The sequence below is a fragment of the Rhizobium sp. 22-785-1 genome (assembly GCF_053521965.1).
This window is the reverse complement of sequence record NZ_JBNWDI010000011.1, coordinates 99135-112871: the sequence shown is the minus strand read 5'-3', so window position 1 is coordinate 112871 and position 13737 is coordinate 99135. Positions and strand designations below refer to the sequence as shown.

Here is a 13737-nt window from a genome sequence, read left to right as displayed (position 1 = left end):
CGGCGACGTCGCAAACTCAGACCTCTTCCGAACCCGCTTCGCTCATGCTCTAAACACATTGTGGGAAAAGGGTACCGCAAAGACGATCGAACTCTATCTTCAAAACAGGCTGGTCGCGTAGCGGTCAGGTGTTCATGGCAACAGGTCATGCGCGTCAACTCGAACGTGGAAGCGAAGGCCTCGGACAGAGGCGATGCCCACTGGTTTCAGCATAGGGAGATCACGTATGATACTTGAAAGATTTCGCCTTGATGGAAAGGTTGCGCTAATCACAGGCGGCACGCGGGGCATCGGGCTGGCTATCGCAAAGGCACTCGGTGAAGCTGGCGCGCGAGTTGTAATAAGTGCTCGGACATCTGTTCAAGATGCCAGTGACGCACTTTCGGACGCTGGGATCGAGTTTGAGTTCATTGCCGCTGACATGCGGGTCGAAACTTCCGCAAACATGTTGATCCAGCAGGTGATAGAGCGCAATGGCAGACTCGATATCCTCGTCAACAACGCAGGCGTCGCCATCCATGGGGATAGTGCGGACTTCGATGACGATACGTGGCGCAAAGTTATGAGCCTCAACGTCGATGCCGTCTTCCGAGCCTGCCGCGCTGCGATCGCGCCAATGCGTGCCCAGAAGTCAGGGGTGATACTCAACATCGGTTCGATGTCCGGTATTGCATCGAATATCCCTCAAAACCAGGTCGCATATAATGCCTCTAAGGCTGCGGTTCATATGATGACAAAGAGTTTGGCGAGTGAACTTGCCGCCGAGAACATCCGCGTCAATGCCCTTGCCCCTGGATACATCGACACAGAAATGTCTCGAGGCGGTATCGAGAACCCTGAGTGGTTCCCTGTCTGGCGTGACATGACGCCTATGGGGCGTGTGGGTGAGCCGGACGAAGTTGCTGCCGCGGCCCTCTTTTTGTGCTCACCAGCCTCGAGTTATGTCACCGGCGAGGTTCTGGTCATCGACGGCGGATATACGACCCGATAATGAGCCAGATCGAAATTGCTGTCTTGCGAACCAGACTTCGGTTCCTGCATCTTGAAGTTTTTCGGTGCGCAGGCCAGCATTGCAGTGGCCAGGATATCCGCCGCTGGCTGATCGCTACGGCCAAGCGGTTCGGTTAGTATCAGCCTTCAGCGTGGCGCATTGGCCTTGTGCTTGGCATGATCGGCATTGACGACGATAGCGGTTCAGCACGGATCGACGGATCTCTATGATGGCATCGAATTCGTCACTAGCGCTGTCGGTCGTTTCGGGACAGCGCAAATCGCTTATGCAGCGCTCATCGAAAAATTATCTCGTTTTACGATCTCGAAACGGTTCTTACCCCCGGCTTTTGCCGCATAGAGAGCTCGGTCCGCCAGTGCGAACACATCGTTGGACACTGCTCCCTTTTTGATGACGGCTCCACCAACAGAAGCGCTGATCTTGAGCCTGGTCAATGGTGACGGAGCCCAAAACCATTCGAGCGATTGAACTATGCGATTTCCAAGGTCTTGAAGGTGCTTTGCCGACTCGCAGGTGTGAATGACAGCAAATTCATCACCGCCGATACGCGAGATAAGAACAGCATCCGGTAGTGCTTTAGTGAGCCTGTTCCCCGCTTCTCTGAGGCACTCGTCGCCCGACTGGTGCCCCAACGTGTCGTTGATCGCCTTAAAGCCGTCCAAGTCCAATAGCAGCAGTCCATACTGGACGTGAGTGGGACTGGTGCAAATCTCGTTGAAGACAGATTCAAACTTCGTGCGCGAAGCGAGCCCGGTCAACGCGTCAATTTCCGCTAGTCGACGAATATTGTCGACCATGGCCTTCTCGGCGGTAATATCCTGCTTCATTCCGAAAATGCGTACAGACCGTCCTTCACTGCGCTCGACGATAGCCGTGATCCTGATCCAGCGGGAGTTGCCCTTAGCGGTAATAATTTCCGCATCAAGCGTAAAACCGTTGCCCTCTTCTATTGCCGCATTGCGTGCCACTGTCAGCTTTTCCCGAGACTCCGGCGTGTAAAGCGCGACAATATCAGCCCTTGCCAGAGGGGTTTGCGGCGGTAGGTCGAAAAACTCGAATACCGTATCTGTCCACGTCAGTGTTTCGTCGGGAAGGCTACACTCCCAGATGCCAACACGAGCCGCCTTGAACGACTTTTCGAATAAGCCTTGCAAGTGATTGAACTGATCTGATGGAGCGGCTGGGCGTTCGCTCACATTGATCGAAGTCGGATGTTCGGTTGGCAAGTGCATTTTCGACCTCACTGGCTAAGTCGACGCCAACTTCAAATTGGCGTTTAGCGCACATACTGCATTGAAAAAGTTGAATGAAAGTTGCGGTTTTCCAGCCAAGCGGTGGATAACCGAGATATATTTGGTTTCTTCCAACACTTACGATTATGTCACGGTCGGTCCCGTTCAATATCGTTTTTTCGAAAACGGCTCAATTTTTTTTGCGCAACATCTTTCACGGATCGAGGCCAGCGCAGCGGGCTGTGTTGCGAATATGCGTTTCCATTTCTGCCTTCGCCAAGTTTCCATCATTCAGACGTAGAGCCTCGATGACGCGCCGATGTTCGGCAATCGAGTTCCGCATTCGCGCTGGATCGGTGATCGGAATGGGCTGGCGTTGGGTTTCTGTGATCAGTTCCCGCACCGTCTGGTAGAGCGCCTGCATCATGGCATTCGAGCAGCCCGAGACGATTGTCGAATGGAATTGCAGATCGGCCTCGACATTGGAGATCACATCCTGCTTTTCCCAGGAGCGCTCCATTGTCTCCGTTGCCTGCTCCATTTCGTCCAGTTGGCGTTGCGTCAATCGGCCAGCAGCCAGCTTTGCAATTTCTCCCTCAAGAAGCGCGCGCGTCTGAAATACATCGAAAGCGGAATAGCTTTGAGAATAGCGCCATGGCGCCATATTGGCAGCGGGACCGGCAGCACGTTCCGCAGGCGACGTGACGAATGTTCCACGCCCGGCCTCCGTCTTGACCATGCCGAGTGTTTCGAGAGTGAGCAAGGCTTCGCGAAGGGAGGCCCGGCTGACACCGAACTGTTCCGACAGTTCACGCTGAGACTGGATTTTTTCGCCGGGTTTCAGCACGCCTTTCTGGATCAGGCTCTGGATTTCGCGCGCCACCGTCTGGGGCAGAAGCGTTTTATTCAGCATCTAGCGGCGGTCCTCTCGTCTCGTATTCAACATCTATTTTCAAGGTCGCGGCTTGCCAAGATGCAAAGTCCGTGCTTGTGTGGTCTAACTGGTCCGACCAGTTAGACCACAATGTGCGATCGTGTATCAAATAACAAGGGGAACACTGATGAAACGCATGACAGCGACATTTCTAACCGCCTCGCTTGCAGCAGGCATCGCTTTTATGAGCATGCAAGCGGCCCGGGCAGCCGATCTGATGGTTGGCGCGAACATCGGCAATGTGCCGTGGGAGTTTCAGGATGCTTCCGGCAAGGTAGTCGGCTTTGAGGTCGATCTCGTCAACGAGGTGGCAAAGCGCCTGGGTAAATCCGTCGAGTTTGTGAACACCCCGTTCAACGGCCTGTTTTCCGCGGTCCAGTCGGGCCGCATCAACATGGCGATCTCATCGATTACCATTACACCCAAGCGTCTTGAATCGGTGTCCTTCGCCCAGCCTTATTACGACAGCGACCAGTCGCTGACCGTCACTGCAAAATCCGGCATCACCGGATTGAAGGAGATGGCTGACAAGGTGGTCGGCGTCGACACTGGCTCGACCGGCGATATGTGGGCGGAAAAGAACAAGGCGGAATACAAATTTTCAGACATTCGCCGTTTTGAGGGCCTGTCTCCCGCCATGCTCGATCTCGTCGCTGGCCGCATCGATGGCTACATCAGCGACATTCCAGCACTTCTTTATTACGTCAAAGACAAGCCCGAACTGAAGGTGGTGGCTCGCATCCCAACGGGCGAGAAATACTCGATCATGTTCAACAAGGGCGACCCTCTCGCAGCGCAGGTCAATGGCGTCATCACCGAGATGAAGAAGGATGGTTACCTTGCCAAGCTGCACCAGACCTGGTTCGGAGCGCCCGCCGAGGAGAAGACCTCGACGGTGATGGTCTTGGATATGCCAAAGATCTGATAGCGCCACAGCCGCCAGCGGAATTCTGATCCGCTGGCGACGGCATCGATCCGGGAATCGGAACTGATTTTTGGAAAGCGCGATGCTGAGACTCACAAAAGTTAGAGCGTTCTGATGCATCCTAGAGGACGCGTCGCGCTCTAAAGGGAGCCTTTGCGGCATGAATCTCGTCAACACCTTCTTCAATTACGATGTCTTCGTTCAGAGCCTTCCACAACTCTTGTGGGGCTTGGTCGTCACGATTCAGATTGGCATCGTCAGCATCGTCTCGGGTCTCGTCGGTGGGCTTGTCCTGGCCGTCGCCAGGCTTTACGCGCCACGAGCAATCGTGCTGCTCATCCGCATCTACGTGGATGTCTTCCGGTCCATTCCGCTGCTCGTTCTTCTCATCGTCATCTACTACGCGCTACCTTTTGTCGGCATCAGGCTTTCGCCATTCCTGTCGGCGGTTGCGGCGCTTTCGCTTGTCTCTGCAGCTTACACTGCCGAGATATTCCGGGCAGGGATCGACGCCATACCGACCGGGCAATTCGAGGCCTCTGCAGCTCTTGGTCTTTCCAATCGCCATACCATGGCCGACATCATTCTCCCCCAGGCGATCCGCATCGTGATCCCACCACTCACCAACAATTCCATCAACGTTCTCAAGGACACGGCATTGGCGTCGGTGGTGGCGATGCCCGACCTTCTGAAGCAGGCAACACAGGCGCAGGCCTTGAGCGCAAACCCCACACCCTTGATAGGAGCCGCAGTGATTTACGTTCTGCTCCTCTGGCCGATGGTGGCGGTCGTATCCCGGCTAGAAATCCGCTTCGGCGCAGGGAGACGCAGATGACCGCTCTCAGCAGAAACATCATCCACGTCGAAAAGCTGTTCAAGGCCTACGGCACATACACCGTTCTTCACGGCATCGATCTGCAGATCGCCGAAGGCGAAGTCGTCTGCATCATCGGTCCGTCCGGCTCCGGCAAATCGACGCTGATCCGCTGCATCAATCACCTTGAGCCTTTCTCGACTGACAGTACCATCACCGTTGACGGAACGAGGGTGCGTCCAGGCAAGGAACTGGCGAAAGTGCGCGCCGAAGTTGGCATGGTCTTCCAATCCTTCAATCTCTTTCCGCATATGACAGTACTTAAAAATGTCATGCTGGCGCCCATGCGGGTGCGCGGGCTGAGCGAAGCCGAAGCCGCTGTCCGGGCTAGAGATTTGCTCGCCCGTGTTGGCATTTCCGAGCAGGCGGACAAGTTTCCCGGCCAACTCTCCGGCGGTCAGCAGCAGCGCGTGGCAATCGCGCGCGCTCTGGCCATGGAGCCGAAGGTTCTTCTGTTCGATGAACCGACATCGGCTCTCGATCCGGAAATGGTGGGAGAGGTGCTGGACGTCATGCGACGCCTGGCGGGCACCGGCGTGACGATGATTGTCGTGACGCATGAGATGGGCTTTGCAAAACAGGTGGCCGACCGGGTCATCTTCATGGATGGCGGAAAGCTGGTCGAGATGGGGACCCCTCAGCAAATATTCGATACCCCCCAAGAAGAAAGAACGCGCAGCTTCCTGCGCGCCGTACTCAATCATTGAATTATGTCTGTGGAGGACACACCCGTGAACGATCACCCATCGCTTGATCTGGACTTTGTGCGAAGCCAATTTCCGGGTTTGGGAAGAGGCTGGACCTTCTTCGACAATGCCGGCGGCTCGCAAATTCTCCAAGGTGCGATCGATCGCATCAACACCTTTCTGATCGAGCGAAACGTCCAGATTGGTGGCTCCTATGAGGTCTCGCAAAAGGCTGCTGAGGCGCTCTATGAGGCCCGCACCGCTGCCATGCATCTTGTCAATGCTGGACGGCCGGAAGAAATCGTCTTTGGCAACTCGACCACTGCGCTTTTGCAGAACCTGGCGCGCGCCATGGAAAGCCAGCTTAAGCCCGGCGATGAGATCATCGTGACCGTGAGCGATCATGAATCCAACATCGGCCCTTGGGATCGTCTGAAATCGGCAGGCGTGACAATCAAGTTCTGGCCACTCAACAAGGAAACCTTGACGCTCGATCTGGCAGATCTAGAACCCTTGATGTCAGAGCGCACGCGGCTTGTTTGCGTAACGCACGTGTCCAACATTCTCGGCTCCATCAATCCGGTGCGCGAGATTGCCGACTTCGTTCACGCGCGTGGCGCCCGGATATGTGTGGATGCCGTGGCCTACGCTCCCCATCGTCTTGTCGACGTCCAGGCCTTCGACGTGGATTACTACGTTTTCAGCCTCTACAAGACCTACGGCCCCCATTACGCGTTGATGTACGGCAAGTATGACCATCTTCTCGAGCTCGACACGCTTTACCACTATTTCTACGGCAAGGATAAAGTGCCGGGCAAGCTGGAGCCGGGTAACCCGAATTACGAGCTTGCCTATTCGACATGCGGCATCGTTGATTACCTGACGACGCTCGGAGAACAAGCGGGCGATACGGGAAGTATTCGCAGCCGCATTGTAACCGCCTTCAGGGCGATTACCGCACAGGAAGACGCGCTAACCGAGCGACTGTTGTCCTATCTGCGTTCGCGAAACGATTGCCTGATCGTCGGCAAGAGCCAGAATGGCGACAGTTCCCGCGTTCCCACCATTGCATTCCGCCTCGATGGCCGAGACGCTGCCGAGATTTGCAAGGCAATGGATCAGCATCACATCGCCATGCGGTTCGGCGATTTCCATTCGCGCCGGTTGGCCGAGTATTTGGGCCTGACAGACCATGGCGGTATGCTTAGAGTATCGATGGTTCACTATAACACACTGGAAGAAGTCGATCGCTTCACGCAGGCTCTCGACCACATTCTCTCCGGCGAAACAGGGTTTGCAAAAGCAAGCTGACGAAAGGACGGCCTCGATGCGCTTCGACACAATCATCCGGAATGGGACCGTGGCCACGGCAAGCGACACCTTTGTCTGCGACATCGGGATCTTGGACGGAAAGATCGCGACACTTTCAAGCGGACTTGACGATGCAGCGGAGATCATCGACGCCACCGGCCTTTTCGTGCTGCCGGGAGGGATAGACAGCCACGTCCACCTGGATCAGCCATCTGGGGAAGGCATTGTCATGGCGGATGACTTCGAAAGCGGAACGCGCTCGGCAGCCATCGGCGGCAACAGCATGGTGCTGACCTTCTGCATGCAGGAGAAAGGGCAGACATTGCGCGAGGCCCTCAAGGTCTATCACGCCAAGGCCGAAGACAAGTGCTACACGGATGTCGCCTTCCATCTGGTCATTACCGATCCATTGCCTGAGGTCCTGGGGCAGGAGCTGCCAGCGCTAGTGGAAGCGGGCTATACGTCTCTCAAGGTTTTCATGACATATGAAGGGCTTCGATTGCGGGACGATCAGATACTGGACACGCTCGATGCGGCGCGTCGCACCGGCGCGCTCGTCATGGTCCATTGCGAGAATGAAGATGCGATCCGCTATCTGATCGGTCGCCACGAAGACGAAGGAAAGCTTGCCCCCAAATACCATGCCACGACACGGCCGATCGCAGCAGAGCGCGAAGCAACGCATCGGGCCTTGTCGCTTGCAGAGATTGTGGACGTCCCAATCGTCATCGTTCATGTCTCCAATCGCGAGGCCATGGAGGAAATTCGCAGGGCACGGATGCGTGGACAGAAAATTGCCGGCGAAACCTGCCCGCAATATCTGATGCTGACAGCGGCCGATCTGGATCAGGATGCGCTGGAGGGCGCAAAATATGTCTGCTCTCCTCCGCCGCGTGACAGACAAAGCCAGGATGCGTGCTGGGAGGGCCTGGAGCAGAACGTCTTCGATCTCTTCTCATCCGATCACTGCCCGTTTCGCTATGATGACCGCGAAGGCAAGCTGAACGAGAAGGGCAAACGGCACTTCCGCTGGATACCGAATGGCATTCCAGGGGTCGCCACCCGGCTGCCGATCCTGTTTTCCGAAGGTGTGATGAAAGGGCGCATCTCTCTCAACCAGTTCGTCGCCCAAACCTCGACCAATCACGCCAAACTCTACGGGCTCTATCCGCAGAAGGGTACGATTGCGGTTGGATCGGACGCCGATCTGGCGCTCTGGGATCCAGACAAGCGGGTGACCATCACCAATGATCTGCTGGCGCATGGATCTGATTACACGCCTTATGAAGGTCTTGAGGTGAAGGGCTGGCCGATACGGCTACTCCTGCGTGGCAAGTCCATTGTTGAAGACGCCGCAGTGACTCAAGGCGAGGTCCGCGGCAAATATGTTACCCGCAAGACGTCTTCGCTTGTGAAATAGCGCTGGATGTATCGAGATGAACGCAGCAATGCGGCTACGGGTCCGGCAGCCGCCTCGCGTCGTCCGCTCTCTGAGCCGGGTTCGCAGCAATAGTGAGTGGCCCATCGATTCAAAGATCTTCCAGCTCAACGAGCCCGCTCGAGCCCCGCTGAATGCCTTGATGAGAAAGCTCACCTCGTCGATCTGGCTGATCTGGATCGCGAGCTCATGCTGCCGGCCTGGCGCGGCGGCGATTTTGCCCGCGTGGGTGCGAAGTGTATTCACCTGCCCGAAACATCAACCTAATTAAACCGGATCATCACGTCTTGAAACGTGGTAGGGAATCCTGAGTTGAGGGGAAACGTCAGATGGCGCGGACACTGATAAGGCCGGGCGGACGCAGCGAGCGTATTCAGGTTGCCGTTCATAAGGCGGTCAAAGAACTGATTTCGGAAATCCCGGCAGAGAACGTCACCATAGCGCTCATCGCTGCCCGGGCAGAGGTGCCGCCCTCGACGATCTACCGTCGATGGGTGACGCTCGATCAACTGTTGCTCGATGTGGCCAATCAGCGTTTTCTGCCTGACGCCGTGCCGCCCGATACGGGAAGTTTCAGGGGCGATCTCGCGGTCTGGATCGAGCAGACGGTGGATGATCTTTCGTCTGCGCCAATGAGAGCGCTGCTCGGAGAGCGCTTGGTCAATCGCAAGATTTCCGAGGTCGCCGCAGGTTATGTCTACATGAACTTTCGCTATCTCACCGATCGCTGTGCGTCGCGCGGTGAGCCCGTGCCCTCTCCCGACCGGCTTGTCGACATGGTCTTTGCGCCGTTGATCTATCGGATTTTCTTTGCCAATCAGGCGATCACCAAGGCCTATCAGGCAGAGCTTGTCGAGACGGCCGTCTCGTCGCCCTTGTTGACGCAGCCACTTTGCGATCAGCCAAGCCTCGGCGAGTATGCGATTTTCGAAAACGATCCTCAGTAGTTCACGAGGAGCTTGTCGCGCCCCGTGCCAAAATGGGGCTCGACGCCCAAGAGAGAGCCGCTGCGCTCTATGATCGCTTTGGCCATCGGGGCAGCGGTATAGGCGGCAAGCCTGCCACCCTTTTCCCCGGTTAACGGCGCGTCGATAATGGTCAGCACCACATATTGCGGCTTGTCGATCGGGAATCCGGCGAGGAAGGCGTTGAAGTTCAGATGGGCGGCATATCGGCCGTTGATCACCTTGTCCGCCGTTCCCGTCTTGCCACCAACGTGGAAACCTTCAACCTGGGCGCTACGACCTGATCCCTTGGTCCCGTTCCATTCGAAAAGAAAACGCATGGCGGCGCTTGTCGAAGGATCGATGACCTGACGGGCGACAGACGCGGTCTGTTCTTGTGTTCGCGGCAGGAAGGTTGGCGAAATCAGCTTGCCGCCATTGATGAGAGCTGCTCCGGCAACGGCGGTCTGGAGCGGGGTGGTTGCCACCCCGTGGCCGAAGGAGATCGTTGCCTGATTGATCGGCTTCCAGACACGCGGCTGCGTTGGCGTCGCGACTTCAGGGATTTCCGTATCCATCTTGGTCAAGAGTCCAAGCTTGGTGAGAAACGCCTTATGGGCATCGAGATCCACCATTGCGGCGATCTTGGCCGTTCCGATGTTGGAGGAGTACTGGAAGATTTCCGGAACGGTCAGCGGGCGTCCCTGGCCGTGGTCGTCGTGAATGGTGAAGCCTGCCATGCGTAGTGGCCGTGTGGCATCAATAACGGAATTGAGGGTGATCTTCTTTTCATCCAGACCCATGGCAAGCGTGAAGCTCTTGAACGTCGAACCCATCTCATAGGTCGCGTTGCTCATGCGGTTGAACCAGCCCTTTTCGTACTCCTTGTCCACCGACCCATCGGCAAGACGGCGTGAGGGATTGTTGGAATCGTAATCGGGCACCGATGCCATTGCCAGGACTTCGCCCGTATTGGCATTCAAAACGACCGCTCCCGCAGCCTCAGCCTGATAGGCCGCCAAGGAGTGAGCGATGACTTCATGGACGATGCTCTGCACCCTGAGATCGATGGAGAGCCGCAGCGGTGAGAGCGCTACACCGCTTGCAAGCCCTGTGCTTCTGAGGTCCGTCAGACCTTGCTGATCGAGGTAACGCTCCATGCCCGCGAGACCCTGGTTATCCACATTCACATGTCCTAGAATATGCGACGCAACTGTGCCGGCCGCATAGAAACGCCGTTTTTCCGGGCGGAACCCTATGCCGGGAATGCCCAGACGAAGTATGTCGGCCTGTTGCCTGGGAGTAAGTTGCCGCCGCAGCCACTGGAAGGCGCTATCCGATACGAGCTTTTTGTGCGTTTCCAGCCAGTCGAGATCGGGAATGACGGTCGCCAGTTTTTCCACTGCCTCATCGGCATCGACGATCCGGTGAGGCTCCGCATACAGCGACACCATATTGAGGTCGGTAGCGAGCAGCTCTCCGTAGCGATCAAGGATATCCGGCCTGGACGCTGGCGTGGTCGTGCGGCCGATGGTTCCCGTCGCAGCTTGCCTCATCATGCCATATTGAAGCAGTCTGAGGCCGATCAGACCGTAGGCACAGAGAAAGCCACAGACAAGGATGCCGATCCGCTGCCGGGCGAGCCGCCCGCGTGAGCGCGTCCCGCCACGACGTGCGGCCATGCCGCTTTTTTTCATTCGCAGATGTTTGTTACGACGGAGAGCGAAAATTTTCGAGATCATGGCGAGCCATCCCTGTGCCTCGCCATGGAAAGCGACGCTGCACTAATGCAATTATAATTGCATTAGATCGTTTGGCGATCAAGCGCAACAGTCGTAGCGTTCCGGTGGGATCCTCCGAGCGATGGTCCGCCTGGAGTGTATGCTGCAGAAGATAAATCGATCGTGAGGTGACGACACCAGTCGAAGCGCCGGCTCGCCTTGGTTCTATGGTCAGTCGAAGTGATCTCGCGAAACCGATACGTCTGAGCGCCTCCGATCGCCATATCGGGCCTTACCATTGGTTTGGAGAAACTTGCATCCGGCGCCTCGACGGTTGTTGCGCCGAACGGATTCTTCTCTTCGAAGTTTGAGCAGCTGCTCTACGACCTCAATGAGTCCGTTCGCCGATTGGGCTCGGTGTTTCGCGACACCCTGGTTACCCATCGCTGTCGCATCTGAATGCATTGGAAGAAGATCAACATCTCGACCCGTCGTGGCAGGCCAGAAACTGGGACTGAAAGAAATCGAGGACTGAAAGAAATCGAGGACGGCATTCGGCTCGTCAGCTTCTTGCACTATGATCTCGGATATATCGATCCAGAACAGAGAATACTGCAAACCATCGACAACCCGCTCCGCACTATGTTGTCACCTAAATTTCCGGGCTTGGCAGGCTAAAAATGGCGGAGAGGGTGGGATTCGAACCCACGATACCCTTGCAGGTATGCCGCATTTCGAGTGCGGTGCATTCGACCACTCTGCCACCTCTCCGGCGTGCTGTGGTAAGCGGGCCGTTCATAGCCACACGTCTGTCACCATGCAAGTGCAAAATTCTGTTTTGTCTTGAAAACCTTGCCAATCGCGGTGGTATGTTTCGGGATGCGTTGGCTGAGACCTTTTCGACGGAGCGGAGGGGGGAGATTCGTGCCATTCTGCGATTGATTGGTCTTACGCCCGTGCACACCGAGGGAGCGATGTCTGCAGAAGGCCTGTTATGAGTAAGGGCTTTCTTGCAGATTTAGCCCTTAAGGTTATGTTATTCCTTGGGTATCAACAGCTATCTGGCACGTCTGTTGTTCTTTCGCTATGTTGCCTGTCTTCAACAGGGTTCAGCGCGTGTGGCGACGCTGCCCTTTCCGCAATTCCGCGCTGCAAATGGCGACGTTTCGCCGAGCTTATTCCGAGGGGATTTCTTTGCACTATGTCAGTGGGGGCGAATGCGGTCGGATTTTTCGTGATTTTGACTGGGGCGCGAGCCCTCTCGGGTGCAAGGACGACTGGCCGGTAGAGCTGAAAGTTCTCGTCAGCGTCATGCTTGGCTCTTTGCAGCCGATGCTGATCGTTTGGGGGCCGCAGCAAACCACTCTTTATAATGACGGTTACGCGCTTATGTGCGGCAATCGGCATCCTCAGGCGTTTGGCCGATCCTTCAAGGAACTCTGGTTCGATATCTGGGATAAGGTCGAGCCCATCATCAGCGCTGCCTATGCGGGCCAGGGCACCTCGATGGATGACATCGAATTTACCATGCATCGCAAGGGATATCCGGAAGAAACGCATTTTTCGTTCTCGTACACGCCCGTACGTAACCATTCGGGCGAAGTGCTCGGGATGTTCTGTGCCTGCTCCGAAATTACCGGCGAGGTTTTGATGCGGCGCGAACAGAAGCTGCAGCAGGAGCGCTTGCGGCAGGTGTTCCAGCTTTCGCCGGGCGGGATTGCCACGCTTGTCGGTCCCGACCACGTTTTCGAATTTGCCAATGAGGAGTGTTATTCGATCATCGGCGCTGGTCGCGATATTATTGGAAGACCACTCGCCGAGGCGCTTCCGGAGGTGGTGCGCCAAGGCCATATCGGGAAGATCGATGAAGTCTACAGAACCGGGGAGCCTTTTGTGGCGAGAGGGCAGCCGATTGAACTCAATCGTGGACCTGCCGGTGAGAAACAGAACAGGTTGATCGACCTCGTCTATCAGCCGATGCGCGATCCCACGGGCATGATTTCCGGTATCCTTGTTCAAGCGCAGGATGTGACCGAGCGTCTTGCGGAAGAGCGCCACAAGGAGATGGTGGCGCATGAGCTTGGGCATCGTCTCAAGAACCAGCTGGCCATGGTGCAGGCCATCGCGTCTCAGACGCTACGTTCGGCCCCCGATGTGAATATAGCGCGCCAGACGCTTGCCGAGCGTATCAATATCTTAAGCCGTGCTCATGACACCGTGATACAGGGTGGCCTCGGCTCGTCTACAGTGCGCAATCTCGTCGGCCAGATGCTGGCGGTGCATGATGATCCGAATGAACCACGCTTCGTGGTGAGAGGACCGGACATTCAGGTGGGCTCGCGTCCAGCCTTGTCTCTCTCGCTCATTCTGCATGAACTGGCCACCAACGCGGTGAAATATGGTGCGCTTTCATCGAGCGATGGCATGATCGAGATTTCGTGGCGTATCATTCCCGGCGATCGAGAGTTCTTCGAGTTTCGTTGGGAAGAAAAAAGCGGTCCGCCAGTTAGCGCGCCGGAGCGCGTAGGGGCTGGGTCACGCCTGATCAAAGCCGGTATTTCCGGTGCTTCCTGCAGCAAGGTTACTGTTCTCTATGAACCGACCGGTCTCATCTGCAATGTCGAGGCAGATCTGGTTACATTCCAGCAGGACAATTGACC

General features: G+C 56.3%; 11 protein-coding genes and 1 tRNA gene. 8 read left to right on the top strand and 4 right to left on the bottom strand.

What is annotated here, in order from left to right:
• The first annotated feature begins 226 nt into the window (after positions 1–226).
• On the top strand, positions 227–991 hold the full coding sequence (locus tag ACQZ5M_RS19530) for an SDR family NAD(P)-dependent oxidoreductase (protein WP_449080601.1): 765 nt from the start codon (positions 227–229) through the stop codon (positions 989–991).
• A gap of 284 nt (positions 992–1275) precedes the next feature.
• On the opposite strand, the gene ACQZ5M_RS19525 is transcribed toward ACQZ5M_RS19530, so the two are convergent.
• Both ACQZ5M_RS19525 and ACQZ5M_RS19520 read right to left on the bottom strand, forming a co-directional pair.
• On the bottom strand, positions 1276–2244 hold the full coding sequence (locus ACQZ5M_RS19525) for a diguanylate cyclase domain-containing protein (RefSeq protein WP_449080600.1): 969 nt from the start codon (positions 2242–2244) through the stop codon (positions 1276–1278).
• A gap of 214 nt (positions 2245–2458) precedes the next feature.
• On the bottom strand, positions 2459–3157 hold the full coding sequence (locus ACQZ5M_RS19520; protein ID WP_296022397.1) for a FadR/GntR family transcriptional regulator: 699 nt from the start codon (positions 3155–3157) through the stop codon (positions 2459–2461).
• A 157-nt stretch (positions 3158–3314) separates the two neighbouring features.
• Between ACQZ5M_RS19520 and ACQZ5M_RS19515 the strand changes: the two genes are divergently transcribed.
• The 6 genes from ACQZ5M_RS19515 to ACQZ5M_RS19490 all read left to right on the top strand — a co-directional run bounded on the left by ACQZ5M_RS19515 (position 3315) and on the right by ACQZ5M_RS19490 (position 9359).
• Positions 3315–4103: a transporter substrate-binding domain-containing protein gene (locus ACQZ5M_RS19515; protein ID WP_296022411.1), complete on the top strand. Its 789-nt coding sequence runs from the start codon at positions 3315–3317 to the stop codon at positions 4101–4103.
• 160 nt (positions 4104–4263) lie between these two features.
• The gene (locus ACQZ5M_RS19510) at positions 4264–4938 is read left to right on the top strand and encodes an amino acid ABC transporter permease (RefSeq protein WP_296022395.1); all 675 of its coding nucleotides are present in this window, start codon (positions 4264–4266) and stop codon (positions 4936–4938) included.
• Positions 4935–5684, top strand: coding sequence for an amino acid ABC transporter ATP-binding protein (locus tag ACQZ5M_RS19505; RefSeq protein WP_296022392.1), 750 nt, complete (start codon positions 4935–4937; stop codon positions 5682–5684). The genes ACQZ5M_RS19510 and ACQZ5M_RS19505 overlap by 4 nt, the downstream gene beginning before the upstream one ends.
• Positions 5685–5708: 24 nt before the next feature.
• Positions 5709–6974 carry a cysteine desulfurase-like protein gene (locus ACQZ5M_RS19500; RefSeq protein ID WP_449080599.1) on the top strand — a complete coding sequence of 422 codons (1266 nt, stop codon included), beginning with the start codon at positions 5709–5711 and terminating at the stop codon, positions 6972–6974.
• 16 nt (positions 6975–6990) lie between these two features.
• Entirely contained in the window at positions 6991–8394 is a 1404-nt protein-coding gene (hydA, locus tag ACQZ5M_RS19495; protein WP_449080598.1) for a dihydropyrimidinase, read from the top strand.
• 347 nt (positions 8395–8741) lie between these two features.
• Complete coding sequence (locus tag ACQZ5M_RS19490) at positions 8742–9359, top strand: TetR/AcrR family transcriptional regulator (RefSeq protein WP_296022386.1); 618 nt, start codon at positions 8742–8744, stop codon at positions 9357–9359.
• Here the strand turns inward: ACQZ5M_RS19490 and ACQZ5M_RS19485 are convergent.
• On the bottom strand, positions 9353–11098 hold the full coding sequence (locus ACQZ5M_RS19485; RefSeq protein ID WP_449080597.1) for a peptidoglycan D,D-transpeptidase FtsI family protein: 1746 nt from the start codon (positions 11096–11098) through the stop codon (positions 9353–9355). The genes ACQZ5M_RS19490 and ACQZ5M_RS19485 overlap by 7 nt on opposite strands.
• A 660-nt stretch (positions 11099–11758) precedes the next feature.
• A tRNA-Ser gene (locus ACQZ5M_RS19480) sits at positions 11759–11848 on the bottom strand.
• Between the two features lie 423 nt (positions 11849–12271).
• Here ACQZ5M_RS19480 and ACQZ5M_RS19475 point away from each other — a divergent pair.
• The gene (locus ACQZ5M_RS19475; protein ID WP_449080596.1) at positions 12272–13735 is read left to right on the top strand and encodes an HWE histidine kinase domain-containing protein; all 1464 of its coding nucleotides are present in this window, start codon (positions 12272–12274) and stop codon (positions 13733–13735) included.
• Positions 13736–13737: the final 2 nt, after the last annotated feature.

Excerpts from the sequence above, each read along its gene's own strand:
- ACQZ5M_RS19510 (WP_296022395.1), top strand. The coding sequence starts at position 4,264 with ATGAATCTCGTCAACACCTTCTTCAATTACGATGTCTTCGTTCAGAGC.
- ACQZ5M_RS19485 (WP_449080597.1), bottom strand. The coding sequence starts at position 11,098 with ATGATCTCGAAAATTTTCGCTCTCCGTCGTAACAAACATCTGCGAATG.
- ACQZ5M_RS19520 (WP_296022397.1), bottom strand. The coding sequence starts at position 3,157 with ATGCTGAATAAAACGCTTCTGCCCCAGACGGTGGCGCGCGAAATCCAG.
- hydA (WP_449080598.1), top strand. The coding sequence starts at position 6,991 with ATGCGCTTCGACACAATCATCCGGAATGGGACCGTGGCCACGGCAAGC.
- ACQZ5M_RS19525 (WP_449080600.1), bottom strand. The coding sequence starts at position 2,244 with ATGCACTTGCCAACCGAACATCCGACTTCGATCAATGTGAGCGAACGC.
- ACQZ5M_RS19530 (WP_449080601.1), top strand. The coding sequence starts at position 227 with ATGATACTTGAAAGATTTCGCCTTGATGGAAAGGTTGCGCTAATCACA.
- ACQZ5M_RS19490 (WP_296022386.1), top strand. The coding sequence starts at position 8,742 with ATGGCGCGGACACTGATAAGGCCGGGCGGACGCAGCGAGCGTATTCAG.
- ACQZ5M_RS19505 (WP_296022392.1), top strand. The coding sequence starts at position 4,935 with ATGACCGCTCTCAGCAGAAACATCATCCACGTCGAAAAGCTGTTCAAG.
- ACQZ5M_RS19515 (WP_296022411.1), top strand. The coding sequence starts at position 3,315 with ATGACAGCGACATTTCTAACCGCCTCGCTTGCAGCAGGCATCGCTTTT.